24 protein-coding genes and 1 riboswitch are annotated in these 25,835 nt (G+C 65.6%); of the genes, 15 read left to right on the top strand and 9 right to left on the bottom strand.

The window, feature by feature from the left end; all coding sequences use genetic code 11:
• Window positions 1–91: 91 nt before the first annotated feature.
• The 3 genes from P6U25_RS02980 to P6U25_RS02970 all read right to left on the bottom strand — a co-directional run bounded on the left by P6U25_RS02980 (window position 92) and on the right by P6U25_RS02970 (window position 3,082).
• Window positions 92–1,342, bottom strand: a complete 1,251-nt coding sequence (locus P6U25_RS02980) for an MFS transporter (protein ID WP_407149962.1) — start codon at window positions 1,340–1,342, stop codon at window positions 92–94.
• 331 nt (window positions 1,343–1,673) lie between these two features.
• A complete protein-coding gene (locus P6U25_RS02975) occupies window positions 1,674–2,168 on the bottom strand; it encodes a type II toxin-antitoxin system HicB family antitoxin (RefSeq protein ID WP_407149961.1) in 495 nt (164 codons plus the stop codon).
• Between the two features lie 239 nt (window positions 2,169–2,407).
• On the bottom strand, window positions 2,408–3,082 hold the full coding sequence (locus P6U25_RS02970; protein WP_407149960.1) for a DUF938 domain-containing protein: 675 nt from the start codon (window positions 3,080–3,082) through the stop codon (window positions 2,408–2,410).
• Window positions 3,083–3,402: 320 nt separating this feature from the next.
• Here P6U25_RS02970 and soxX point away from each other — a divergent pair, with 320 nt between their 5' ends.
• From soxX to P6U25_RS02930, 8 genes are all read left to right on the top strand, one after another.
• Entirely contained in the window at window positions 3,403–3,750 is a 348-nt protein-coding gene (soxX, locus tag P6U25_RS02965; protein WP_407149959.1) for a sulfur oxidation c-type cytochrome SoxX, read from the top strand.
• A gap of 33 nt (window positions 3,751–3,783) precedes the next feature.
• Complete coding sequence (gene soxY, locus P6U25_RS02960; RefSeq protein ID WP_407149958.1) at window positions 3,784–4,278, top strand: thiosulfate oxidation carrier protein SoxY; 495 nt, start codon at window positions 3,784–3,786, stop codon at window positions 4,276–4,278.
• Window positions 4,279–4,371: 93 nt separating this feature from the next.
• Window positions 4,372–4,683: a thiosulfate oxidation carrier complex protein SoxZ gene (gene soxZ / locus P6U25_RS02955; protein WP_407149957.1), complete on the top strand. Its 312-nt coding sequence runs from the start codon at window positions 4,372–4,374 to the stop codon at window positions 4,681–4,683.
• Window positions 4,680–5,534, top strand: a complete 855-nt coding sequence (soxA, locus tag P6U25_RS02950) for a sulfur oxidation c-type cytochrome SoxA (protein ID WP_407149956.1) — start codon at window positions 4,680–4,682, stop codon at window positions 5,532–5,534. The genes soxZ and soxA overlap by 4 nt, the downstream gene beginning before the upstream one ends.
• Entirely contained in the window at window positions 5,531–5,836 is a 306-nt protein-coding gene (locus P6U25_RS02945; RefSeq protein WP_407149955.1) for a hypothetical protein, read from the top strand. The genes soxA and P6U25_RS02945 overlap by 4 nt, the downstream gene beginning before the upstream one ends.
• A gap of 187 nt (window positions 5,837–6,023) precedes the next feature.
• The gene (gene soxB, locus P6U25_RS02940) at window positions 6,024–7,778 is read left to right on the top strand and encodes a thiosulfohydrolase SoxB (RefSeq protein ID WP_407149954.1); all 1,755 of its coding nucleotides are present in this window, start codon (window positions 6,024–6,026) and stop codon (window positions 7,776–7,778) included.
• Window positions 7,775–8,233 carry a hypothetical protein gene (locus P6U25_RS02935; protein ID WP_407149953.1) on the top strand — a complete coding sequence of 153 codons (459 nt, stop codon included), beginning with the start codon at window positions 7,775–7,777 and terminating at the stop codon, window positions 8,231–8,233. The genes soxB and P6U25_RS02935 overlap by 4 nt, the downstream gene beginning before the upstream one ends.
• A 158-nt stretch (window positions 8,234–8,391) precedes the next feature.
• Window positions 8,392–9,432 (top strand): MBL fold metallo-hydrolase, encoded by a 1,041-nt coding sequence (locus P6U25_RS02930; RefSeq protein ID WP_407149952.1) that lies wholly within the window; start codon window positions 8,392–8,394, stop codon window positions 9,430–9,432.
• Window positions 9,433–9,531: 99 nt separating this feature from the next.
• Here P6U25_RS02930 and P6U25_RS02925 read toward each other — a convergent pair whose 3' ends face one another.
• The 3 genes from P6U25_RS02925 to P6U25_RS02915 all read right to left on the bottom strand — a co-directional run bounded on the left by P6U25_RS02925 (window position 9,532) and on the right by P6U25_RS02915 (window position 12,382).
• Window positions 9,532–10,338 (bottom strand): ABC transporter substrate-binding protein, encoded by an 807-nt coding sequence (locus P6U25_RS02925; RefSeq protein WP_407149951.1) that lies wholly within the window; start codon window positions 10,336–10,338, stop codon window positions 9,532–9,534.
• A gap of 230 nt (window positions 10,339–10,568) precedes the next feature.
• Window positions 10,569–11,342: an ABC transporter ATP-binding protein gene (locus tag P6U25_RS02920; protein ID WP_407149950.1), complete on the bottom strand. Its 774-nt coding sequence runs from the start codon at window positions 11,340–11,342 to the stop codon at window positions 10,569–10,571.
• Entirely contained in the window at window positions 11,339–12,382 is a 1,044-nt protein-coding gene (locus P6U25_RS02915; protein WP_407149949.1) for a FecCD family ABC transporter permease, read from the bottom strand. Before P6U25_RS02915 ends, P6U25_RS02920 begins: the two co-directional genes overlap by 4 nt.
• 111 nt (window positions 12,383–12,493) lie before the next feature.
• A riboswitch (cobalamin riboswitch) is annotated at window positions 12,494–12,692 on the top strand.
• A 111-nt stretch (window positions 12,693–12,803) separates the two neighbouring features.
• On the opposite strand from P6U25_RS02915, the gene P6U25_RS02910 reads away from it, so the two are divergent.
• Both P6U25_RS02910 and P6U25_RS02905 read left to right on the top strand, forming a co-directional pair.
• On the top strand, window positions 12,804–15,071 hold the full coding sequence (locus P6U25_RS02910; protein WP_407149948.1) for a TonB-dependent receptor: 2,268 nt from the start codon (window positions 12,804–12,806) through the stop codon (window positions 15,069–15,071).
• 111 nt (window positions 15,072–15,182) lie between these two features.
• Window positions 15,183–15,344, top strand: coding sequence for a hypothetical protein (locus tag P6U25_RS02905; RefSeq protein WP_407149947.1), 162 nt, complete (start codon window positions 15,183–15,185; stop codon window positions 15,342–15,344).
• Window positions 15,345–15,402: 58 nt separating this feature from the next.
• Here the strand turns inward: P6U25_RS02905 and P6U25_RS02900 are convergent, their stop codons facing one another.
• On the bottom strand, window positions 15,403–16,650 hold the full coding sequence (locus P6U25_RS02900) for a hypothetical protein (RefSeq protein ID WP_407149946.1): 1,248 nt from the start codon (window positions 16,648–16,650) through the stop codon (window positions 15,403–15,405).
• Window positions 16,651–16,823: 173 nt separating this feature from the next.
• On the opposite strand from P6U25_RS02900, the gene P6U25_RS02895 reads away from it, so the two are divergent.
• Window positions 16,824–18,056: an MFS transporter gene (locus P6U25_RS02895; protein WP_407149945.1), complete on the top strand. Its 1,233-nt coding sequence runs from the start codon at window positions 16,824–16,826 to the stop codon at window positions 18,054–18,056.
• Between the two features lie 218 nt (window positions 18,057–18,274).
• Here P6U25_RS02895 and P6U25_RS02890 read toward each other — a convergent pair whose 3' ends face one another.
• On the bottom strand, window positions 18,275–18,727 hold the full coding sequence (locus P6U25_RS02890; RefSeq protein WP_407149944.1) for a MarR family winged helix-turn-helix transcriptional regulator: 453 nt from the start codon (window positions 18,725–18,727) through the stop codon (window positions 18,275–18,277).
• Between the two features lie 81 nt (window positions 18,728–18,808).
• Between P6U25_RS02890 and P6U25_RS02885 the strand changes: the two genes are divergently transcribed.
• Both P6U25_RS02885 and P6U25_RS02880 read left to right on the top strand, forming a co-directional pair.
• Window positions 18,809–20,593 carry a chloride channel protein gene (locus tag P6U25_RS02885; protein WP_407149943.1) on the top strand — a complete coding sequence of 595 codons (1,785 nt, stop codon included), beginning with the start codon at window positions 18,809–18,811 and terminating at the stop codon, window positions 20,591–20,593.
• Between the two features lie 190 nt (window positions 20,594–20,783).
• Window positions 20,784–22,502 carry an amidohydrolase family protein gene (locus P6U25_RS02880; protein WP_407149942.1) on the top strand — a complete coding sequence of 573 codons (1,719 nt, stop codon included), beginning with the start codon at window positions 20,784–20,786 and terminating at the stop codon, window positions 22,500–22,502.
• A 200-nt stretch (window positions 22,503–22,702) separates the two neighbouring features.
• On the opposite strand, the gene P6U25_RS02875 is transcribed toward P6U25_RS02880, so the two are convergent.
• A complete protein-coding gene (locus tag P6U25_RS02875; protein WP_407149941.1) occupies window positions 22,703–24,019 on the bottom strand; it encodes an MFS transporter in 1,317 nt (438 codons plus the stop codon).
• 245 nt (window positions 24,020–24,264) lie between these two features.
• Between P6U25_RS02875 and P6U25_RS02870 the strand changes: the two genes are divergently transcribed.
• Together P6U25_RS02870 and P6U25_RS02865 are read left to right on the top strand one after the other, a co-directional pair.
• Window positions 24,265–25,029, top strand: a complete 765-nt coding sequence (locus tag P6U25_RS02870) for a class I SAM-dependent methyltransferase (protein ID WP_407149940.1) — start codon at window positions 24,265–24,267, stop codon at window positions 25,027–25,029.
• 36 nt (window positions 25,030–25,065) lie between these two features.
• Entirely contained in the window at window positions 25,066–25,719 is a 654-nt protein-coding gene (locus P6U25_RS02865; RefSeq protein WP_407152739.1) for an ABC transporter ATP-binding protein, read from the top strand.
• Window positions 25,720–25,835 lie beyond the last annotated feature (116 nt).

Here is a 25,835-nt window from a genome sequence, read left to right as displayed (position 1 = left end):
GCCATGCGAGGCAATCACTTCGATTCGGATCGAAGTGTCAGCAATTGGCAGCAGGGAACTTCCCACGGGAAGCCACGACGCACATTTCCGCTCATGCCGAAACGCCGGGGTCCAGTATCTCGTCTCCCGCCCGCAATCGCGCCCGGCGCTTCGCAACCGAGGCGAGCAACAGTACGGCGAGCCCGAGCATCACCGGCGGGAAGACCACCATGTTGACGGCATTCCAGCCGTAATGCGCGAGCAACTGGCCGGACGAGAACGAGCCGATCGCCATCATGCCGAAGACGAGGAAATCGTTGAAGGCCTGGACCTTGTTGCGTTCCTGCGGCCAGTGCGTTTCCAGCACCAGCGCGGAAGCGCCGACGAAAGCGAAATTCCAGCCGAGCCCGAGCACGATCAGCGTGGCCCAGAAGTGCGGCGCGGTGATGCCGGACAGCCCGATCATCGCGGCCACCGCTTCGAGAACGAGGCCGAGCGCCACGATCACGGGCGCACCGAATCGCGCGATCAGAGAGCCGGTGAAGAAGCTCGGTCCGTACATCGCCACGATGTGCCATTGAATGCCGAAATTGGAATCGCTCACCGTGAGCCCGCACATCTTCATGGCGAGCGGCGCCGAGGTCATCACGAGGTTCATCATCGGATAGGCAATCGCGCCGCACAGCGCGGCGGCGATGAAACGCGGCTGCTTGGCGATCTCAAGCAGCGGACGGCCGCCATGCAAATCCGCCACCGCGGGCTTCGGCGCGTCGACGCCGGACAGCACTGCCATTGCAACCAGCGCGACCAGCGCCTGCATCACGAAGGAGAAGGCGAACAGATAGGGCGGCCACACGTCCATGGTCCATTGCACGAGCTGCGGCCCGAGCACGCCGGCGAACACGCCGCCGGCCATCACCCACGACACCGCTTTGGGCCGGAACGCGGCGCTCGCGCCGTCGGCCGCGGCGAAGCGATAGGACTGCGCCACCGCGCCGTAGAGACCGCCGAGGAAGGTCGCGGCGCAGAACAGCCAGAACGACGAATGCAAGATGGCCCAGGCACCGAGCAAGCCGGTGAGCGTGCCGCAGCCGGTGCCGATGATGAAGGCGATACGGCGGCCATAAGCGCGCGAGATCGCGCCGGTCGGCAGCGTGCCGGCGGCAAGCCCGAGCACATACATCGAGAGCGGCACGGTCGCGAGCGAGACGCTCGGTGCCAGCGTGGCGCCGACGATCGAGCCGGTGGCGAAGATCACGGCCGAATTAGCGCCGGTCAGCGCCTGCGCTGCGGCGAGCCGCAAAACGTTGCCGCGCGCCCGCGCGTCGTCGGCCGCCTCCTCCAAAACTGTCACATCGATCATCGGCATTCCCGCGCTGAAGCCCCGGCGGGAGCCTCCAATCGCGGGCACTATGGAGAGCACGTCGACGACGATCAACCGACGCAAACAGACGTAGGCCATGCGGGAGACGCACGAAGGTTGGCCCCACTCTCATGTCGCGCGATTACAGGCCGACAGGTCCATCAGTCCCGTCATCCTGAGGAGCCGCGGCTCGAAGGATGCACGGCCCCGCTATTCAGCGAGTGACGAACCCCTCGCGGAGAAAGCCGGGCCGTCGCCCTTCGAGACGGCCGCTACGCGGCCTCCTCAGGGTGACGGCGAGAAAGCTTGTCGTTCGGTGATCAATCACCTATCACGTCCGCTTCTTGCTCGGTCGCCTCTCCGCGCGCAGTGCACCGGTCTTGTGCACCTTGGAGCGCGGTGTGATGGGGGCGCCACGCGGAAATCCGCCGGGCCATTCGAGTGCCAGCGAGCTCGCGAAGCCGAAATAGCTGGAACGGCTCATGCCGAGCTCGGCGGCGCGCTTGTCGATCCGCGCGATCAGGCTCTTCGGCAGATAGACGTTGACGCGCTCGGATGGATCGGGCGGATCGACGCCGACCATGAAGAACGCGGCGACGTCGGAGCCCTTGGGCGGGACGATGCGCTCGATCGGCGTCGGCTCCGGCAGCGCGCGCCCCTGCTCGACCCAGCCGTCCACCGCCTGAGCCAGCGCGTGCTCGGCGCGTTCGATCGCCTCTTCCTGCGATCTGCCTCCGGCCACGCAACCCGGAAAATCGGGAAACCAGGCGCCGAACGCGCCTCGCGGGCCGCGCTCCAGCACGGCCGGATAAAGCCGCCTCTTCATTCTGGCCTCCGTGGTGGAGGTATGCTACTTGACACACACCAGTGTGTCAAATGACACATTATCGAGCAAGGGACCGACCGCGATCCGAGCTCGCATCATCCGCGCGCGCGGCCTGCGGCTGCGTGCTCCTGACGTGCAGGGACCGGCTGAATCGACGGTGACCGATGAGCGCCGCGCGCTGAAGCGCCATGAGATTGGGCTGAATCGTCACCGCGCTCTGCGCCTTTCCGGACCATGCTCTAGTCTCGCGCGAACACCAGAATCATGTTGTTGGCCGGCATGTCGAACGAGCCGGCCAGCTTCAGCCCGACGCTCTCGGCCAGCTTCTCGAGATCAACGATATCGCGCACGCCCCATTCCGCGTCGCGCTCACGCAAGGAGGTGTCGAACACCGCATTGCTGAGCGCGGTGTGCTTGCCGCCGCGCTTGAACGGACCATAGAGGAACAGTTTTCCGCCAGTGCGCAGATGCCTGGCGGCGCCGGCGAACAGCCCCTCGGCGACGCGCCAGGGCGCAATGTGGATCACGTTGGCACAGAAGATCGCGAGCAGCTTGTCCGGGCCTTTGGCTGCCGATGGCGCCGGCGACCAGGCCGGATCGGACAGGTCGATCGGCTGCGGCGGCTGGATGTTGGCAAGGCCGGCATCCGCGCGCCAAGCCTCGATGCTACGCAGATGCGCGGCATGAAGATCGCTCGGCCACCAGGTGATGTCGGGCGCCTGGCCCGCGAAATAGACGACATGCTGGCCGGTACCGCTGCCGGCTTCCAGCACGTCGCCGGATTGGCCGGCGAGATAATCCTTCAGGACGGCCCAGATCGGCTGATGGTTGCGATGGAACGCCGCCGCATCGAGCCGCCCGTCCGCCTCCACCGGCCGGCCATTCTTGCCGAACTCCGCGACATAGCCTGCCACCGCGCTTCTCCCTCAAGTCACCCAACCGTAAACCGTGCACGTAACACCCGCAAAAAGCGGAACCCGCTGAGCATGCGCTCTGACCGTCATTCTGAGATGCGAGCGGAGCGAGCCTGGAAGAATGCACGGCCACGGTCGGCCCGTCCGCCCCTCGAGGCTCGCTCCGCTCGCACCTCAGGGGGTGACGGAGCTGATCTCCTCCGCAAGATATTAACCCCGCCGCAACGCGCCCATTCTCCGAGTTGCCAGCCGATCGCCTTTGTGCTTTCCACTCTCTATATTGCGATCGGATTATCGAGATTGAAGCCCGGGAAACACCCTTGATCGCCAACTTCTCCAAGCCTGCCCTCGTGCTGGCACTGCTGGCGGGCGCGGCAGTCGCTGCTCCCGCACAGGCCCAGTCCGCCGCCGAGGGCCAGAAGCTCGCCTTCGATCGCGGCAAGGGTAACTGTTTGACCTGCCATGTGATCAAGGGCGGCGATCTGCCCGGCACGATCGGCCCCGAGCTGACCGGGCTCAACAAGAAATACAGCCGCGACGAGCTGATAGCGATCGTATCAGACGAGACCAAGCGCAACCCGCTGACCGTGATGCCTCCGTTCGGACGAAACCGGATCTTGAGCGAGAAGGAGATCAGCGCGGTGGTGGATTTCCTGCAGACGTTGTGACGCTACGACGATCGTTTGAGGAGTATTTTTGGGATGAGCATCACGACCAACGAATTTTCCGGGACGCGGCGCCTGGTGCTGAAGGGCGCTGGTGTCGCCGCGCTGATCGGGCTCGGCGTCATCCCGTTCGGCGGACGGCAGGCGCTCGCAGCCGCCAACGACCCCTATCCCACGGAGGCGTTCAAGCAGAAGAACGAGGCCGACGCGATCAAGGCGCTCTATGGCAAGACCGCCGAACCGTCCGACAAGGTGAAGATGGACGCGCCTGAGATCGCCGAGAACGGCGCGGTGGTGCCGATCTCGGCCACCACGACGCTCGCCGACGTCAGCTCGATCTCGTTCCTGGTCAGCGAGAACCCGATCGCGCTGATCGCCTCCTACCGGATTCCGGCAGGCACGCTGCCGAGCGTCGCCAACCGCATCAAGATGGCGAAGACCAGCAATGTGACCGTGATCGTCGAGGCCGGCGGCAAGCTCTACAGCGCCACCAAGGAGGTCAAGGTCACCGTCGGCGGCTGCGGCGGCTGATCACGCATGATCCGGACCCGGAGGGCCACGTTAGTGCAAAGTGCGAACCGGTTTTCCGACAAGATCATGCGCAAACCATAAAGGAATAATCCGATGGCATCGAGCATTCGCGTGCGCGCCACGTCAAACGGTGAGACCACCGAAGTGCAGGCGCTGATCCAGCATCCGATGGATTCCGGCTTCGTCAAGGACGCCAAGGGCGAGATCATTCCGCCGCATTTCATCCAGCAGCTCACCTTCGAGCATGACGGCAAGCCGGTGTTCATCGCCGACTGGGGCGGCGGCGTCTCCAAGGATCCCTATGTCAAGTTCTCCTTCAAGGGCGGCAACAAGGGCGACGATCTGAAGATCGGCTGGGTCGACAACAAGGGCGCGACCGACAGCATCACGGCGAAGATTCAATGACGCGGCGCCTTGCCCTTCTTGTCGCATCCGCGGCGCTGACGCTGGGCGTGCTGGCGGCGTCGGCGCACGCGGCGGACACGGTCGATCCCGCGGCCGACAAGGCCGCCTTCCAGAAATACTTCACCACCAAATTCCCCAAGCTGAAGCTCGAGGATTTCGTCAACGGTCCCTATTCGATGAATGAGGACCTGCACAAGCAGTGGGAAGAGAAGGAACAGTTTCCGCCCTACGAGTTCTCGCTCGAAGCCGGCAAGGAGATGTTTTCGAAGCCGTTCAAGAACGGCAAGAGCTACGCCGACTGCTTCCCGAACAAGGGCATCGGCATCCGTCAGAACTATCCCTATTTCGACGAGCAGGAAGGCAAGGTCGTCACGCTTGAGCTCGCGCTCAACCGGTGCCGCGAGGCCAATGGCGAGGCGCCGCTGTCCTATGTGAAGGACGACATGGCGGCGCTTACCGCCTACATGGCCTTCACCTCGCGCGGCAAGCCGATGGACATCAAGATCCCGAACGATCCGCGCGCGCTCGAGGCCTATCAGAAGGGCAAGGAATATTTCTACACCCGCCGCGGCCAGCTCAATTTCTCCTGCGCGACCTGCCATGTGCAGAGCCCGGGCGAGCGGATCCGCGCCGAGGTGCTGGCGCCGGCGCTTGGCATCCTGAACGCGATGCCGATCTACCGCTCGGAATGGAGCGGCATGGGCACGACCAGCCGCCGCTTCACCACCTGCAACAGCCAGACCCGCGCGGTGCCGCTCAACCCGCAGGACGACGAGTATCGCAACCTCGAATACTATCTGTCCTATGTCAGCAACGGCCTGCCGATCTCGGGACCGGGAGCGCGGCCATGAGAACGACGACGATCCTCGCAGTCCTGCTGCTGATTGCAAACGGCGCGAGCGCCTTCGCTGCATCCGAGGCCGACTACAAGGCAGCCTATGCCGCAGCCGAAGCCGCCAACACGGAAGCAGGCAGCCTGCGCAACCAGTGGACCACCACCGCCGCGACGCTGGCAGCGGCAAAAAAGGCCGCCGATGCCGGCGACTTCGACACCGCGGTCACGCAGGCCAAGGAAGCGGAAGCACTGGCAAAGGCCTCGATCTTCCAGGCCACCAGCGAGAAGGAACGCTGGAAGGACTTAGAAATTCGCTGACGTATGTTGAGATGACAACAAACTCATTCCGCATCGACGGTGCCGCACCTCTCCCATTGGGAGAGGTCGCGCCAAAGGCGCGGGTGAGGGGTTACACTCTCCCGTGGGGTCCGCGCCCCCTCACCCGGCGCTGCGTGCCGACCTCTCCCCGACGGGGAGAGGTAAAGAAGGTCGGGCGGAGACAATCATGATCATCCGCCGCCGGGATTTCCTGAAAGCTTCGGCCGCCGCCACGCTGACGGCCGGCCTGGCGCCGCGCCTTGCGCGCAGTGCCGACACGGCCAGCGTCTACGATCTCGAGCGCTTCGGCAATGCGCGCATCCTGCACATGACGGATACGCACGCCCAGCTCAGGCCGGTGTTCTTACGCGAGCCCAGCGTCAACATCGGCGTCGGCGCGATGGCCGGCCAGCCGCCGCATCTGGTCGGCAAGGCTTTTCTCGACCGCTTCGGCATCCGGCCCGACAGCGCCGATGCCTATGCCTTCACCTGCGTCGAGTTCGAGAAGGCGGCTGGCCGCTTCGGCAGGCTCGGCGGTTTTGCGCATCTGAAGACGCTGATCGACAAGCTGCGTGCCGATGTCGGCCATGGCCGTTCGATCCTGCTCGACGGCGGCGACCTCTGGCAGGGCACCGGGCTCGCCAACGCCGTGAAGGGCGCCGACATGGTCGAGGCTGCCAACCTGCTCGGCATCGAGGCGATGACCGGCCATTGGGAATTCACCTATGGCGAGCAGACGCTGCGCGACAATCTCTCCCGCTTCAAGGGCGAGTTCCTGGCGCAGAACGTGTTCCTGACCGAGGACGCCGCCTTCAACGACGCCAAGGCATTCGACCCGGCCTCGGGGCGCGTCTTCAAACCGTCTGTGGTCAGGGAGATCGGCGGCCACCGCGTCGCGATCATCGGCCAAGCATTTCCCTATGTACCGATCGCCCATCCCAGGCGCTTCACGCCGGACTGGACCTTCGGCATCCGCGAAGAGGAATTGCAGAAACTCGTCGACTTTCATCGCAGCAACGACAAGGTCGAGGCGGTGATCCTGCTGTCGCACAACGGCATGGATGTCGACCTCAAGCTTGCGAGCCGCGTCACCGGCATTGACGTCATTCTCGGCGGCCACACCCATGACGCGATCCCGTTGCCGATCACGGTGACCAATGCCGGCGGCATCACGCTGGTCACCAATGCCGGCTCGAACGGCAAGTTCCTCGGCGTGCTCGATCTCGACCTCGCCAAGGGCAAGGTCGCCAATGTGCGCTACCGGCTGCTGCCGGTGTTCTCGGAGCTGTTGAAGCCGGACCCTGCGATGCAGGGGTTGATCGACCGGGTGCGCGAGCCGTATGTCGGCGAATGGGGCGACAAGCTCGCCGCCGCCGACCGCCTGCTGTACCGCCGCGGCAATTTCTCCGGCACCGTCGATCAATTGATCTGCGATGCGATGTTGAACGAGCTCAATGCCGAGATCGCGCTGTCGCCGGGCTTCCGCTGGGGCCTCACCATGCTCGCCGGCCAGCCGCTGACCATGGAAGACGTGCTGTCGGAAACCGCGATCACCTATCCGGAGACCTACGTCTCGACCATGACCGGCAGCCAGATCAAGGACGTGCTGGAAGACATCTGCGACAATTTGTTCAACGCCGATCCCTATCATCAGCAAGGCGGCGACATGGTCCGCGTCGGCGGCCTCGCCTACACCTGCGCGCCGACGGAAGCCGTCGGCAAGCGCATCTCCGAGCTGAAGCTCGCCAACGGCAAGCATCTCGAAGCCCGCAAGAGCTACAAGGTGGCGGGCTGGGCCTCGGTCAACGAGCAGAAGGGCCCACCGATCTGGGATGTCGTCGCAAAACACCTGCGCGCCGGCCGGCCGCCGAACCGCGACGCGCCGGGCGTGACGCTGAAGGGGGTCGACGACAATCCGGGTCTTGCCAGGAAGGGACAATGATGCGGCGGGCGATCACCACGATGCTTTGCCTCGCGCTGATCGCCCTTGCGGCACCGGTTGTGCACGCTCAGCAGGAGCCGCCGCTGCAGGACAAGCCGTTTGCCGAGCACAAGATCGTGCTGCAGCTCTCCGACAACGATCCGAAGAAGCAGGGCCTCGTGATCAGCGTCGCCAACAACCTGATGAAACGCTACGATCCCGACAAGATCGCGATCGAGATCGTCGCCTTCGGCCCCGGCATCGACCTGCTGAGGCCCGACAATCCGAACCGCAAGCTGGTCGAGAGCCTGGTCGCGCAGGGCGTGCGGGTCGATATCTGCCTCAACACCGTCGATACGATCGAGCGCGAGACCGGCAAGCGGCCGGACTACCTCCCCGTCGCGACGCCGGTGCAGGTCGGCGTCGCGCAGATCCTGCGGCTGACCGAGAACGGATACACGCTGGTTCGTCCCTGAAGCCGTCATTGCGAGCCGACAGGTCGCGCGAACGCGCGCTGACAGGCTCCATACGCTTTGCCGCAGGTTTCCGGATGGGGATGGATTTGCTTTGAACGCACCCTATCTTTGGAATAATCTCCTCTCTGAGACTCGACCTGGAGAATGGGTAAGCCGTTATGATCTTTCGCCAGTTGTTCGACAGCGTGTCCGGCACCTATAGCTATCTGCTCGCCAGCCGCGCCGGCGGCGAGGCGCTGATCCTGGATCCGGTGCTGGAAAAAGCCGACCGCTACTGCAAGCTGCTGCAGGAACTCGACCTGCGGCTGGTCAAGGCCGTCGACACCCACCTGCACGCCGACCACGTCACCGGTCTCGCCGAGCTGCGGGACCGCACCCAGTGCATCACCATCATGGGCGAGCAGAGCAAGGCCGACGTGGTGTCGATGCGCGTCTCCGACGGCGACAAGGTCACGATCGAGGGCCTCTGCCTCGAGGCGATGTACACGCCTGGCCACACCGACGATTCCTATAGCTACCTGATGGGCGACCGCGTCTTCACCGGCGACACGCTGCTGATCCGCGGCACCGGCCGCACCGATTTCCAGAACGGCAGCGCGCGGGAGCAATACGACTCGATCTTCAATCGCCTCTTGAAGCTGCCCGACGAGACGATGGTGTTCCCCGCGCACGACTACAAGGGCGACACCGTGTCCACTATCGGCGAGGAGAAGCGCTACAATCCCCGCCTGCAGGTGAAGTCGGTCGACGACTATGTCGAGCTGATGAACAACCTCCATCTGCCGAATCCGAAGATGATGGACGTCGCGGTGCCCGCCAACATGCATGTCGGCCTGCACCAGGACGAGCTCGCCAAACAGGGGCTTGCACTGACCGCGCGCGACGCCATCGCGAGCCTCGGCCGGACCGACATTTTGCTGGTCGATCTGCGCGAGAATGGCGAGCGAGCCAAGCATGGCACCCTTCCCGGCGCGATGCACGCGCCCTACCCCGGGATCTGCGAGAACCTGCGGCCCGGCGGGATGCTGCGCGAGGTCGCGGCCGCCACCGGCCGCCGTGTCGTGTTCTTCTGCGCCTTCGGCGAACGCTCGGCGATGGCGGTGGCCGCCGCGAAGAAAGCGGGACTTGCGAACACCGCCCACATCGAAGGCGGCATCGACGCCTGGAAGAAAGCCGGCGGCCCGGTGATGCACGGGTGATCCCGTAGCCCGGATGGAGCGCAGCGAAATCCGGGACAGGTTGATCTGTGGCCACCAGTGCGGCCCCGGATTTCGCTTCGCTCCATCCGGGCTACAGAATCAACGCGTCACCCGCTTCAATTCCGCAGTCAACCGATCCAGCGCGTCGGCGAGCATCACGCCGCCGCATACGGTAAGCCGCTCGGGCAACACGATGCGCTTGCCCGGCGGATAGAAGCGCTCAAGCGCGGGATGCAGCAGGAAGGCACGGCCCTCGTCCTCGGCGCGATCGCCGGCTTCCGACACCAGGATAAAGTCCGGCCGCAGCTTCACGATCGCCTCCAGCGAGGCAAATCCGCCGGCCTCAAAACCGAGCTCGCCGGCAACGTTGACCAGTCCGACCTCAGTCAACAATGCACTGACCAGGCTGTTCTCTCCCGATACCCAGCCGCGTCGCTCCAGCGGCAGCACGCGATAATGATGCGCGGTCACCGCGGCCCGCGCGCGAGCGATCGCGGCATCGAGCCGTGCGATTTCGGCGCTGGCGCGATCCGCATGCTGCACGACATCGCCCATCTGTCGGATTTGCGCCTTCACCTCGTCGAGCGTGCGCGGCACGGTGAACTCGACGAGATGAAGGCCATTGGCCTTCAGCAGATCGCGCGTCTCGCGCTTGTCGAACCGGCTGACGACGACAACATCCGGCTTCAGCACCAGCACATCCTCGGCCCCGCCAGACAGCACAGGATAGCGCCGCGCCGCGTCGGCCGCCCATGATTGCCAGGCATCGCGCGCAAACGGGCTGAGACCGAGGATCTGATCCGGATCGGCCAGCGACAGCACGAGCTGGTCGCTACAGACGTTCATGGAGACGACGCGTGGCCCGGTGGCGAGCGAGGCGCTGGGTGAGATTGCCCACAACAGCATCGAGAGTATCGCGATGAGATATCTGGAAGTGAGGTGGCCGCCGCGAGAAAACTGCGCCCCCTCTCCCGCTTGCGGGGGAGGGTTGGGGTGGGGGTATCGCTGCAAATCATATCGTGGAGAAAGCCCCCACCCGCATCGTATCTGGCGATACGATGCGACCTCCCCCGCAAGCGGGAGAGGTGAAGCGAGCTCGCGGATACTTCGGCGCTGCCTGTAGACGGACCCGCACATCACACGTCCGCCCAAGGCACGATCACCGCCTCGCGCTGATACTCGGCGCGATAGGCGCTGATCCGGAACACCTCCGCCATCACCGCTTCCGACAGTGCTTCGACAGGCGCGCCCTGCGACGCCAATCGTCCCTCCGAGAGCACCAGCACGTGATCCGCAAAGCGCGCGGCCAGGCCGAGGTCATGCGTCACCACGACGACCAGCACGCCCGCATCAGCGACGCCGCGCAGCCGCTGCATCACGTCGATCTGATGGCGCGGATCGAGCGACGCGGTCGGCTCGTCGGCCAGGATCACGGGCGCCTCCACCGCGAGCACACGGGCCAGCGCAACGCGGCTGCGCTCACCGCCGGAGAGCTCGGTGACGCGGCGGTCGCCGAACGCAGTGACATCGACCGCCTGCATCGCCCGCAGCACCGCCGCCATATCGTCGGGCGACAGCCGGGCGGGATCGGTCGCGCCGTGCGGATAACGGCCGAGCGCGACGATGTCGCGGGCCGGCAGCGGCCAGTGCACCATGTGCCCCTGCGGCAGATAGGCAAACCGCCTGGAGCGTTCGCGCAACGACAGCGACGACAGCGCATCGCCGCCGATCCTGATGTCGCCGCGGGAAGGGATCAGCCCGGCCAGCGCACGAAGCAGCGTGGTCTTGCCGGCGCCGTTCGGACCAACCAGCGCCACCAGATGCCCAGACGACAACGACAGCGAGATATCGTGCAGCACATGGCGGCTGCCCAGCGAAGCGTTGAGATGGGTTGCGGACAGCAGGGTCATGCCACGCCTCCACCGAGCACGCGGCGTTCGCGCATGATCAGATAGAGGAAGAACGGCACGCCGATGATCGAGGTCAGCACGCCGACCTTGATGTCGGAAGTCGACGGGATGATGCGCACCGCGATATCGGCCGCCAGCAGCAGCGCCGAGCCCGCGAGCGCGCTCGGCACCAGGAGCCGCGCCGGGTCGTGGCCGATCACCGGCCGCATCAGATGCGGCGCGACCAGGCCGATGAAACCGATGGTCCCTGTCACCGCGACCGCGCCGCCGACGCCGAGCGCGACGCCCGAGATGACGAACAGCCGCAACCGCGCGACATCGACCCCGAGGCTCTGCGCGGCCTCCTCGCCCAGCGTCAGCGCGCGGAAGCTGCTTGCCTGGCTGAGCAGGATGACGGCGCCGGCCACGATGAAGGGCAATGCAATCATGACATGCTGGAAGCTGCGGTCCTCCAGCGAGCCGAGCAGCCAGAACGCGATCTCCAGCGCCACGAACGGATTGCTCGACAGATTCATCACCAGCGCCGTCGCGGCGCCTGCGAAGCTGGAGATCGCGAGCCCCGACAGGATCAGGATCAACAGCCCGGCATTGCGGCCGGCGATCGCAAGCAGGGCGAACACCGAGCCGAACGCCGCGATGATCGCAGCAATCGGCAGCGCGAACGAGCGCACGTCGGCCAACCCGAGCGCAATCACCAGCACCGCGCCGAAGGCGGCCGCCTGCGGCGCGCCGAACAGCGACGGCGAGGCCAGCGGATTGCGCAGCAGCCCCTGCAGCGCCGCGCCGGACAATCCCAGAATGCCGCCGATCGCAAACGCCAGGATGGTTCGCGGCAGGCGGATCTCGCGCACGATCACCTGCGCCACATCGCTGCCGCCGCCGAACAGCGCCGCGATCACGGTGAGTGGTGACAACCGCACCGGCCCGATGCCGAGCGAGATCAGCATGAGCAAGACCACGAGCGCCGTGAGCGCTACGGTCGCGCCCAGACGGCGCCGCGCTGCGACCTCGGCCGCCAAGGCAAAATCCTGCACACTCATCGGATCATGCTCTTACAGCGATCGCCGTGGCAGACAAGCGACACTCGATGAAAACCATAGCCGTCCGGCTGCTGCCCTGGTTCCGCCGGGATTGACTTTGGCCGCCGACCGAACCCTAGTGACCATGACGGTTCTTTCATGGGATGAAAAGGGAATGCGGTACGGGGAAACTGCCCCAAGGCCGCGGCTGCCCCCGCAACTGTAGGCGGTGAATCCTTCGTCACAGGCCACTGGGAATCTCGGTCCTGGGAAGGCGACGAAGGGTAACGACCCGCGAGCCAGGAGACCTGCCGTCAGCCGTGGTCACACGCGACGATGCCGGTCGGGGAGTACAGGCATTGGCTTCACCTGACGTGCCGTCGTGCAAGGGGTGAGACCGGGTTCGCGGTGACGTGCCACTGACGTTGCCCAGGTCTCGCCGATGTTGCCCTTCCCTTCAACGCGACTGCGCCGCGCGCTCTTGCTCGCCTCGACAATATCAGCGCCGGCGCTCAGCGCCACAGCCGCACTGGCGCAGCAGGCGCCGGCCGCGGACGTGCTTCCCCCGATCGAGGTCACCAAGCCCGGCGACCAGAACGTGACGCGCGCCAGGCCGACCAACTCTGATACGACCCAGACGCCGCACCGCCCGGCCCCGGGCAATGCGCCGACCGACAACACGGGAAGCGGAAGCGGATCGAACGCTCCGCCAACGGGCACGGGATCCGGGACCGCCAGTGTCGGGTCCGCGGGCATCGTCGGCGCATCGTCGACCGTGATCACGGCCGACGACATCGCCCATTCGCCGGTGCAGACACTGCCCGAGATCCTCGCGCAGGTGCCGGGCGTGCAGTTGCAATCGCTCTATGGCGGCCCGAACGGCGCCAAGACCTCGGTCGACCTGCGCGGCTTCGGCGCCTTCGCCTCCGACAATACATTGTTCCTGCTGAACGGCCGCCGTCTCAACGACATCGACAAGGCCGGGTTCGATCTCACCACGATCCCGATCGATTCGATCGAGCGCATCGAGATCACGCGAGGCAACAGCGGCGCCGTGCTCTATGGCGACAACGCAGTCGGCGGCGTCGTCAATATCGTCACCAAGACCGCCGTCGGCGGGCCGCCGGTCTCCATCAAGGCTGAAACCGGCTTCGGCTCGTTCAACCAGCGCATGGCCGCGGTCTCGGCCGCGGTGAATTCCGGTCCGTGGTCGACATCGTTCTACGGCAATGGCATCAAGTCCGACGGGTATCGCGTCAACAATGCGCTCGACCAGCGCAACGGTATCGGCAACATCAGCTACACCACGCCGGACCTCACCGCGTTCCTGACCGTCACCGGCAGCGACCAGAAGCTCGGCCTTCCCGGCGGCCGGATCGTGGATCCGTCGATCGGCGTCAATGAGCTGCTGACCGACCGCAGGGGCGCCGCCACGCCCTACGACTACGCCAATCAGCAGACCGCCAGCGTTACCACCGGCTTCACCAAGACCCTGTTGAACGGCGTCGACCTGATCGTCGACGGCGGCTGGCGGCAGCGGGACACGCAGAGCGGCTTCTTCGGCACGGTGCCGACTCCGAGCTTTGCCTCGACCTACAATGACGCCGCGCTGCAAACGTGGTCGATCACGCCACGCCTCAGCATCAAGAACGCGGTGCTCGGGCTGCCGTCCACGATCCTGACCGGCATCGACTATTATGATTCGACGTTCCGGGAAGCGCGCAGCCAATTCCAAGGATACGCGCCGATCCACACCTACGACATCTCGCAGCGGACGCTTGCCGGCTACTGGCAGCATATCATCGGCCTGTTGCCGACGACTGATTTCTCCTATGGCGCGCGCGTGCAGAGCACCGCCGTGAATGCAGCAGACCGTTACGATCCCACGGCGCCGGGCACGTTCCCCGGCTCTGACATCCAGGCTTCTCCGCTCAACAGCAATGAAACGCAATATGCGCTACATGCCGGCGTCGAGCATCGCTTCACCGACGTCTTCTCGGTATTTGGACGCGCTGCGCGCGCGTTCCGCACGCCCGATGTCGACGAACGCGTCGCCTCGGGCCCGTCGTTCGACCCGGTGACGTTCGCGCCGATCCCGCAGAACTTCCAGCTCAAGACCCAGACCTCGCAAGACGTCGAGAGCGGCGTCCGCGTCAGGACCAACCGCTTCCAGGTGCAGACCAGCGTCTACCTGATGGATCTCGACAACGAGATCCACTTCAACCCGGTGCTGTTCTACAACGTCAACCTCGATCCGACCCGCCGCTACGGCAGCGAGACCAACGCCTCGCTGCGCGTCAGCGACACCGTGACGCTGCGCGGCGGCATGGCCTACACCCGCGCCGTCTTCCGCGAAGGCATGTGGGCCGGCAACGACGTGCCGCTGGTCTCCCGCTATACCGGCAATGTCGGCGTCACCTGGAACATCTGGCAGAACTACCTCGTGTTCGACGCTACGTTGCGCGCCTGGAGCTCGCGCATCATGGACAACGACCAGGCCAACGCCCAGAGCCGTATTCCCGGCAATGCGACCGCCGACATCAAGCTCAGCGGACAATACGACCGCTTCTTCTGGTCGGTCAGCGTGAACAACCTGTTCAACGCGCTTTACTACGACTACGCCATTACGAGTTCGTTCACCGCGGGCCGCTTCTCGGCCTATCCGCTGCCGGGCCGGACCTACGTGGTGCGGGCCGGAGCGACGTTCTGACCTGCTCCGGCGCGGCTGGCCCTCGGTCCCGTCGCGCCCTCTCCTCGCATTTCAAGCGTCTGCCAACTGGGGTAGAATTTCCAGCGACCATCGATTGCGCAGAGGACATGCATGGGCAAAGCGGGAAAGAAGAGCAAGGCACCGACCAAGGCCAGCGAGCCGCCCAAAAAGCCTCCGCCGTCCCCATCGCCGCACGACGACGAATATTACGAGGACGGCGACATCGCCACGCCGAAGCTCGACCGCCACGGCAATGATGATGAGCCGTTGTAGGCCGGTCCACATCCATCCAGACGTTGTCCCGGCGAAGGCCGGGACGACGAGGATAGACCTAGCAAAATCCCTCACTCTCGATCGTTCGGATGCTCGCCGCGTCGAGCAGATGCGCGCCGAAGCCGCCCCGCGCCAGCGACGACGCGAGCTGCGGCGAGACCAGTAACAACGCAACTGTCATCGCCAGCGGTACGGCGCCGGGCCAATCGAGTCGCATCGGCGTCAGCTCTTCGGTGCTGCCCTGATACGGGTCCTTGCCCGCGGCGATGCGGCCGCATTCCCTGATGACGTCGCGCCGCGTGCCGTCGCGTGAGGCACTGCCGAGCAGCGCCTGCAGCGCAAGATGCGTCCGCACGCCGGCCCGGCTCTCGGCAAGCGGCGCCGGCGTCTCGCCGAGCGACAGGCGCAGCAGCAGATCGACCAGATCGGTGCCGGCGCGATACGCATTCATCGGCTCGACCAGCCGCGGATTGCAGTCGATCAGAAGCGGAGTGGGGCTATCGAGCGGCATGATGACATCGACCGAGAGCGCGCCGTGCCAATTCAGATGCGCCCCGATCGCCTCAAGATAGCCGCGGATCGCCGGCCGGCTGACGCTCTCCTTGACCGCCTCGCCACCGCCGACGCCGGCGGTGACCTGCCGATAGGCATGGAAGCCGAGCAGCTCGCCGCGGCAAAACACCGACTGCGCCTTCTCGGTGGTACCGGTGACGAGGTCCTGCACCAATAGTTCGCCGCCAATGTCCCCGCTCGCTTGGAGATCGTAGAGCGCAAGATTGAGATCGCCCGCATCACGCACGATCCAGACGCCGCGGCTCGCGGTGCCGATCGAGGTCTTGACCACGGACGGAAACCGCGTCGCCTCGCGCAATTCGTCGAGCGAGGTCACGATCCGGGTCGGCGGCTGCGGCAGGCCGAGCCGATCGAGCAGCCGGCTGAAACCCGCCTTGCTGTGCACCGCGCGGTAGCTGGCGAAGTCCGGCAGCGCGAACCCCACGCGCGGCTTTAGTCGGGCCTCGGCCCGCGCGAACAGGAAGCCCTGCTCATGGGTCGGCAGCAGCACGTCGAAATGCTGCGATGCCAACAAATGCTCGACGAAGCGCAGGAAACCGGCCGGATCGGTGCGCAGGCCGGGACAGTGATGGAATTTGCGGACAAAGCGGGAGTAGCGCGCCAGGCACCAGCGCGAGGGGTCGCAGACCTCGACGTGATGGCCGGCCGCGCCCAGGATCGTGACCGCCTCGCGGCCAGAGGTGCTGGACCCCTCTGACACGAGCACCCGGAGCGGCTTTCTGGCGTCGATCATGTCCGATCATCGCCGTACCGCCGCACTTTGTCGCCGCCTTTTAATGCCGCATGTGTCGATGCGGCGCCTGCTCCCCGGGGGCAGCCATGCAGCAGCGTTCATGGACAATTATCGGTCAATGTCTATTTTCACCCGGCCCTGCCGAGCAGGCACACAATGGGATTTTGTTTGAGATGGTCGACGTTCTGGCCGCACCGCAGCAAGCGAAGGCCGACAGCGCGCTCCGCACGCTGACGGGCATCTCGGTCGCTCACTGGGTCAGCCATTTCCATATCTTCGTGCTGCCGATGCTGTTTCCGTTCCTGAAGGAACAACTTGGCGTCGGCTATGTCGAGCTCGGCTTCGCGCTGACCGTGTTCGCGGTGGTGTCCGGTCTGACCCAGGCGCCGATCGGCTATCTCGCCGACCATATCGGGGCGCGCAAGATCCTGCTGATCGGGCTGACCGTCGGCGGCTGCGCGCTGATCGGGCTCGGCCTGCACCTCAGCTATGCCGCGCTGATCGTCTGCGCCGTGCTGCTCGGCCTCGCCAACAGCGTCTATCATCCCGCCGACTACGCCATCCTCTCGGCACATATGGACGAGGCGCGGATGGGCCGGGCGTTCTCGATCCATACGTTTGCCGGCTTCCTCGGCGGCGCGGTGGCGCCGGCGATCATGGCTGCGCTGGTCGCATCGATCGGCGGGCTCGGCGCCTTGATCGTCGCCGGCGCGGTCGGTCCGCTGGTGGCGCTGTTTCTGATCGTGCTCGGCATCCCCGACGCAGGCGCGAACAAGACCAAGGACGACGCCGCGCCGCAAGTCAGCGTGATCACGCCGGCGCTGATCGTGCTCACCGTCTTCTTCACGCTGCTCAGCCTGTCGACATCAGGCATCAACAATTTCGGCGTGGTCGCGCTGATGGGCGGCTATGGCGCATCGTTCTCGACCGCCAATGTCGCGCTGACCGCATTCCTCGGCGCCAGCGCCGCGGGCGTGCTTGCGGGTGGCTACCTCGCCGACTGGACCCACCGCCACAGCCAGGTCGCCGCGGCCTGCTTCGCGGTCAATGCCGCGCTGGTGCTGCTGATCGCGCTGGTGAACATGCCCTCGGCGCTGCTGACGCTGGCGATGGGCCTTGCCGGATTCCTCGGCGGCGTGATTGCGCCGTCCCGCGACATGATGGTGCGCAACGCCGCACCATCAGGCGCCGCGGGTCGCGCCTTCGGCATCGTCTCCACCGGCTTCAACTTCGGCGGCATCGTGAGCCCGCTGCTGTTCGGCTGGATCATGGACCAGCACCTGCCGCACTGGGTGTTCGGCGCCTCCGTGGTGTTCATGGTGCTGACGGTGCTGCTGGCGCTGGTCACCGAGCGCAAGCCGCAAGCTGCGGAATATCCCGCCGAGGCGACGAGCCCGCGCGCCTGAGGCGCGAGGCAACTAAGACGAGGAGTCTAGCACTACAGTCGTCATTCCCCGCGAATGCGGGGAATCCAGTACGCCGAGCCCCCTCGGACGGAGCGTTGACATCTCTGGAATACTGGATCGTCCGCTTTCGCGGACGATGACACCGAGATGAAATGCAACTGTAGTGCTAGGACGCGACCTGATCGCGCCGCGTCGGGCTACTCGCGCGCGAAACGCATTCACTCCGATTGCCGCGACAGCACCTGCTTCAAGAGCGGCTCGATCCGCGACAGCTCGTCCAGGTGAGCCGCGGACAGCTTGGCGAGGTGCTCGGCCGCCAGGCCGGTGAGCTTCAATAGCACCCGCCGCTGATCGGCCGGATCGAGCACGCGCTCGACCAGCCCCGCCTCGGAAAGCCGGTCGACAAGCTCGACCGTGGTGTGGTGACGGAGCCGCAGCCGTTCGGCCAGATCACCGATCGCGACCGGTCCGCCGCCCGGATAGCCCCTGATCGCCAGCAAGGCCTGATGCTGCCGCGGCGTCAGCCCCTCGGCCTTCGCCGCCTCCTGGCTGAATTCCAGAAAGCACCGGATCAGGTAGCGGAATTGCGACAGCGCCTCGTAATCGGCCTGGCTCGGAACCCGCCTTCGGGTCCGGGCAGCCGATTTCGGCGGATTTTTCGACGCTGCCATTCCATTTCTCCCGCTTGTAATTATATCGCAATGCGATATGAGGCCGCCCATTGTCAAACTGATCCGAGCCTTCCGCCGTCCATGAGCGTTCTTTCCGCCAAGTCGACCGTCCCCGCCAAGACCGCTCACCGTCTCGGTGACTTCACCACCGACCCGCGCGTCGTGGTGATCTCGGCCATCGCCGTCGTTGTTGCCTGTGCCGGCGTGATCGCCGGCGTCGGGCTGCTGCAACTGATCAGGCTTGCCACCAATATCGCCTATTTTGGCCAGTTCAGCTTCGCCGACCTGAAGCTACAGGACTCGCCGCTAGGCCTTTGGGCTGTGCTGGTGCCGGTCGCGGGCGCGCTCATCATCGGCCTGATGGCGCGTTACGGCAGCGAGAAGATCCGCGGACACGGCATTCCCGAGGCGATCGAGGCCATTCTGCTCGGTCGTTCCCGGCTCGACCCCAAGGTGGCGGTCCTGAAACCGTTGTCCTCGGCGGTGTCGATCGGCACCGGCGGCCCGTTCGGCGCCGAGGGCCCGATCATCATGACCGGCGGCGCGATCGGCTCGCTGATCGCGCAGATGCTTCCCGTGAGCGACAACGAGCGCAAGACCCTGCTGGTGGCAGGCGCCGCCGCCGGCATGACCACCGTGTTCGGCACGCCGATCGCCGCCATCATGCTCGCGGTCGAACTCCTGCTGTTCGAATGGACGCCGCGCAGCTTCATTCCGGTCACCGTCGCCGCCGTGGTGGCAGCGGTCGGACGCACGTTCCTCCACATGCCCGCACCGCTGTTCCCGTTCACCGGCAGCGTCGACATTTCGGTGATCCAGCTCGGCGCCTGGATACTCATTGGTATTCTCGCCGGGCTCTTGTCGGGCGTGCTCACCCAGCTCGTCTACGGCTGCGAGGATTTCTTCCTGAAGCTGCCGATCCACTGGATGTGGTGGCCGATGATCGGCGGCCTGGTCGTCGGCCTCGGCGGCCTGATCGAGCCGCAGGCGCTCGGTGTCGGCTACGACAACCTCGCCGCCATGCTGCACGGCGACGTGGTGCTGAAGGGCGCGTTGCTGCTGCTCGTGGTGAAGGCCATCATCTGGTCGGTCGCGCTCGGCTCGGGCACGTCGGGCGGCGTGCTGGCGCCGCTGCTCATCATGGGCGGCGCGATGGGCACCGTGCTGAGCGGCTATCTGCCTGCCGCGAGCCCCGGCTTCTGGGCGCTGCTGGCGATGGCGGCGACGATGGGCGGCACGATGCGCTCGCCCCTGACCGCGACCTTCTTCGCCGTCGAGCTCACCGGCAACACTCATGTGCTGCTGCCGCTGATCGCGGCCTGCGGCACCGCCCATGGCGTGACGGTGCTGCTGATGCGGCGGTCGATCCTGACCGAGAAGGTGGCGCGGCGCGGCCATCATCTGGTGCGCGAGTATCGCGTCGATCCCTTCGCGCTGACACGTGTTCGCGACGTGATGACCAGCGCAGTCGAGACCGTCTCGGACACGATGACCCTGCACGGCGCCGCTGCCTTCCTGACCAATCCGAAGACCGGACACCCGAGCTTTCCCGTCGTCGATGCCAACCATCACGTGCTCGGGGTGATCGACCCGCCATCCGTGCTGCGCTGGCGCCGCGCCGGCAAGCATCGCACCGCGACGCTCAAGCAGCTCCTGGCGGGAAGCAAGATCAGCGTCGCCTATCCCGATGAATATCTTGATCGGCTCGCCGACCGCCTGATGCAGGTCAACGTCTCGCACCTGCCGGTGATCTCGCGCGAGGATCAACGCCTTGTCGGCTACATCGGCTGGAAGGATTTGATGCGGGTGCGCGCCAGGCTGCAGGCGGAAGAGACCCAGAAGACGGCCTTCTTCGGCGCACGATAGGTCTGCACCAGCGTCCGCGGCGGAGGGCGTCCGCTGCCGCCGCGGAACAAATTTCCGTCGCACGGTCTCGCGCGATCTTCGCTGGCAAAACCCCGCCAGCGCATCCCAGAGCTTCATCGGCAGCGGTTGACAGCATCGGGGGGTCACCCATGATGCCGGCTAATCAAAAACAGCCACGGGATGAAATGCCATGACCTCGACCCCTGACCTCGTGATCCGCGGCGGGACCATCGCCGACGGCAAGGGCGGCGATCTCTACGAGGCCGATGTCGCCATCACCGGCGGCCGCATCGCCGAAGTCGGCAAGGTGCAGGCCAAGGGCAAGGAGGAGATCGACGCCAAGGGCAAGCTGGTGACGCCCGGTTTCGTCGATGTCCACACCCATTACGATGGTCAGGTGACCTGGAGCCAGGACATCACGCCGTCGTCGCAGAACGGCGTCACCACCGCGATCATGGGCAATTGCGGCGTCGGCTTCGCGCCGTGCCGGCCGAGCGATCACACCAGGCTGATCCAGTTGATGGAAGGTGTCGAGGATATTCCCGAGCCGGTGCTGAGCGCCGGCATTCCCTGGGAATGGGAGAGCTTCCCCGACTACATGAACTGGCTGTCGAAGCGCAATTTCGACATGGACATCGGCGCGCAGCTTCCGCATGCGGCGCTGCGCGTCTACGTGATGGGCGAGCGCGGCGCGCGCCGTGATCCCGCAACGGCTGAGGACAACAAGGCGATGGCGGCGCTTGCCGGCGATGCGGTGCGCGCAGGCGCGCTCGGCTTCTCGACCTCGCGCACGCTCAACCACCGCACCTCGACCGGTGACTACACGCCGACGCTGAAGGCGGGCGAGGATGAATTGACCGCGATCGCCGGCGCGATGCACGGCGTCGGCCGCAGCGTGCTGCAATTCGTGCTCGACCAGAGCACGGTTCACGAAGACCTGCCGATGATGCTGCGGGTCGCTGAAAAGACCAGATGCCCGATCTCGTTCTCTGTCGCCCAGGCCGACAAGGCGCCGCGACGCTGGCGGCAGACGATGGACACCATCAATGAAGCCGCCGCCCGCGGCCTGTCGATCACCACCCAGATCGCCGCGCGGCCTGTCGGCCTGCTGCTCGGGCTGGAATTGTCGCGCAACCCGTTCCAGACCCATCCAAGCTACCGCGAGATCGCCAAGCTGCCGCTGGCCGAGCGGCTCACGCATCTGCGCCGGCCCGAGGTGCGCGCGGCGATCCTGAGCGAAAGCGCGACGGCGACCGACGATCCGCTGTTCTTCCGGCCGAACTACGACAAGATGTATCTGTTGGGTAATCCCCCGGACTATGAGCAGCCACCGGAAAACGCGCTCGGCCCGCAGGCGCGCCGCCAGGGCCGGCAGCCGGAAGAGCTCGCCTATGACGCGATGCTGACGGACGAAGGCCGTGGCATGCTGTATGTGCCGTTCCTGAACTATGCCGACGGCAATCTCGATGCCGTGCATGAGATGCTTCGCGAACCCAGCGCTGTGCCCGGCCTCTCCGATGGCGGTGCGCATTGCGGCATCATCTGCGACGCCAGCTTCCCGACCTATCTCCTGACGCACTGGACGAGAGACCGCAGCCGCGGCGAGAAGCTCTCGATCCCATTCGTGGTCGCGGCGCAGTCGCGCAAGACCGCGCTGTCGGTCGGCCTCACCGACCGCGGCGTGATCGCGCCCGGCTTCAAGGCCGACGTCAACGTGATCGACTACGACCGGCTGCATCTGCACCCGCCGAAGGTGCATTACGACCTGCCGGTCGGCGGCCGCCGCCTGATGCAGCAGGTCGACGGCTACGACGCCACCATCGTCTCCGGCGTCATCACGCGCCGCGACGGCAAGGCCACCGGCGTCCGCCCCGGCAAGCTCGTGCGCGGCGCGCAGGGTTTGAATTGATCGCAGCGGAGATCAGCGCGTAGCCCTGACCTCCCCTTAAAAAGGGGAGGTCGCTTTGCTCGCCAGAGCAAAGCGGGTGGGGATCTGCTCTCTCCACATGCAAGCGTCGCCTGCGGCTGCCCCCCATCCCGACCTTCCCCCTTTCAGGGGGAAGGAGAAGACGAATTCCTGGCACGTTTGCGAAGGACGCACGCGCCCCTTCACGTCGGCGACACCGCGCCCTTGATCGCGCCGGCCGGCTGAGACGAGCCCGTGAGCCGGGCGCGCTCGGTGTTCGGCCACAACAGAAGCAGCCCGAGCACGCCGGAGCCGGCCATGATCGCGGCATTGATGGTGAAGCCCGTCATGTAGCCGGCCAGCGCCGCGCCGGAGTGCTGGATCACGTTGCCCATCACCATCGGCGCCAGGATACCCGAGATCGTGTACAGCGCGCCGTAGATCGCGATGATCGCGCCGCGCTGTGACACCGGCGTGAACTCGCCGAGCATCGGCGGGCAAACCACGTAGATCGACCCGCACAGACCGGAGCCGACAACCAGAAGCGCGATCATCAGCGCGCCGGGCGCGACATGGGGCAGCAAGGCGAGGATGCAGCCGCCGACGACCAACGGCACCGAACCCAGCACGCCGCGCGCCCCGCGGGTGGTGAAGCCGCGCGCCAGCATTAACTGCGAGATCCACCCGGTGAGGATCACGATCGTCGCGCCGAAGATCCAGGGCAGGATCGAGATGAAGCCGGCCTGCTGCTGCGAGAAGCCGAGCCCCTCGATGATGAAGGAGGTGAACCAGGTGAGCCCGAGCGACAGTGCCCAATAGGCGCCGAAGGTGGCGATGACGCAGCCGACGAAGGTGCGCGACGTCAGCAGCTTCCAGTAGGAAATCCGCGGCTCGTTGGCGGCCACCGCGGCGGTCGACACCAACGGCCCCTCCTTGCCGAGCGCGAACCAGGCAACAGCCCACAGCAGGCCGACGATGCCGAGCGCGCCGAAGGCGTGATGCCAACTGTGATTGACGATGATCCAGTTCAGCGCCGGCACCGCGAGGATCACGCCGAACGCCGAGCCTTGCGACAGGATCGCAGTCGGCAGTGTGCGCTTCTCATCCGGAAACCATTTGTAGATGGCGTGAGCGGCGACCGAGAAGGCCGGCCCCTCGCCGGCGCCGAGGATGATGCGGCAGATCACCAGCGTCGCGAAGCTGACGGTCCCGATCATCGGAAACTGCGCCAGGGCCCAGATCACGGCCAGGATGAGCAGCACCCAGCGCGTCGGAGCACGGTTGACGATGAAGCCGACCACGATCGCCGAGATCGAGAACAGCAGAAAGAAGGATGACCCGAGGGTGCCGAACTGCTCCTGGGTGAGGCCCATGTCGGTCTTGATCGGCACGCCGGCAAGCCCGACTACGATCTTGTCCGCAAAGTTCACCACCATGAACAGGAACAGAAGGAAGGTGATTCTCCAGGCGCCCTTGGGCGTATCCTTTGATATCCCCTTGGGCGTCGGTTGCGTCGTCATGTCTGGCTCCCCGTGATTTCGTTTGTCGGCTTCGTAAGATCGGCCTCTGCCGGAGATGCTAGCCACGCCTCGCCGGACAACGCAACACCGCATTTCCTCGGAGCCGCGGCCTGCGCGACACGACGACCAACGGACCAGGTGTCTCACGTCCGGACATCGATCACGATCGCGTCGTCGCCCGATTGCGCCGGTGATCTGTCATGGGGCGGCTGCTATGCTCGCCACAACCAACCCGAGGTCATGCCATGAACAGATCGATCCTCCGCCGCACCGCCGCCAACACCGCGCTCGCGGCTGTCGCACTGCTCATTGCGCAAGCTGTCCACGCGGAAAATGCCGCAAGCCCGGATTACGCTGCGATTGTCGCCGCGCCCGATCGCACGGATACGGACCGCCTGACCGATCAGCGCCGGCAGCCCGCCAAGATGCTCGCCTTCGCCGGGGTCAAGTCCGGCATGACGATCCTCGACATGGAGGCGAGCGCGGGCTACAGCACCGAATTGCTGGCGCGCACCGTCGGCCCGACCGGCAAGATCTACGCGCAGGACTCAGCCGACGTCATCGCGCAGCATGTGAAGGACAAATTTGACACCCGCGCCCAGAAGCCGGCGATGAAAAACGTCGTGCATGTCGTGCGCAACTATGACGACCCGATCCCGCCCGAGGTGTCGAACCTCGACATGATCACCTTCTTCTTTTCCTATCACGACATGACCTACATGCCGGTCGATCGCGCCGTGATGAACAAGAAGATGTTCGCCGCGCTCAAGCCCGGCGGCTTCCTCGTGATCGCGGATCATTCGGCCAAGCCGGGCGACGGTGCCAGCGTCGGCAAGACGCTGCACCGGATCGAGGAGGGTACGTTGAAGCAAGAGATCGAAGCCGCCGGCTTCAAGCTGGTCGCCGAGGGCGATTTCCTGCATCATGCCGAAGACCCCAGGAACATGCCCGTCTTCAAGGCCTCGGTGCCGATCGACGAGTTCGTCCTGAAGTACCAGAAGCCGCAATGAGGCACGGCCATCGCTCCGCCCCAAAAGACCACCGGGCTGCTCCGCGTCACCGGACTGACCAAGAGCTATCGCACGACCAGCGAGAACGTCGCCGTGCTGCGCGGGGTCGATCTCGCCGTGGCCACCGGCGAGAGCGTCGCGTTGACGGGAGAATCCGGCAGCGGCAAGAGCACGCTGCTGCATCTGATCGCGGGACTCGATGCCGCTGACAGCGGCGAGATCAGGCTTGCCGACACGCTGGTCTCCGAGCTCAGCGATGCCGGCCGCGCCGAGCTGCGCCGTGACCGGCTCGGACTCGTGTTCCAGCAATTCAACCTGATCCCGAGCCTGACGGTTGCCGACAATCTCGTGTTCCAGTCGCGCATCGCCGGGCGCCACGACGCGGCATGGCAGGAGGAGCTGGTCGAGCGCCTCGGCCTGAAATCCCTGCTCAGGCGTTATCCGGAACAATTGTCCGGCGGTCAGCAGCAGCGCGTCGCGATTGGCCGGGCGCTGGCACCCAAGCCGCTGTTGCTGCTCGCCGACGAGCCGACCGGCAATCTCGACGAGGACACGGCCGACGAAGTGCTCGCGCTGGCGCGCGATCTCGTTGGTCGCACCGGCTGCGGCTTCCTGATGGTCACCCACAGCGCGCGGCTCGCCGCGACGCTGGACCGCCAGGTCACCCTGCACGCCGGGGTGATCGCATGATCAGAGCGTTTTCAAGCGAAGCGGGTACCGGTTCGCGTGAAGAAAACGCGTCAAGGCAAGAATCTGGAGCCCCGTTCCGATACAATCGGAATGGAAAAGGCTCCCGCGCGCTGTGG

Origin of the sequence: Bradyrhizobium sp. ORS 86 (assembly GCF_045571475.1) — a bacterium.
Classification (GTDB): domain Bacteria; phylum Pseudomonadota; class Alphaproteobacteria; order Rhizobiales; family Xanthobacteraceae; genus Bradyrhizobium.
Note: the sequence above shows the minus strand (reverse complement) of the source record. Positions and strands in the feature narration are given on the sequence as shown.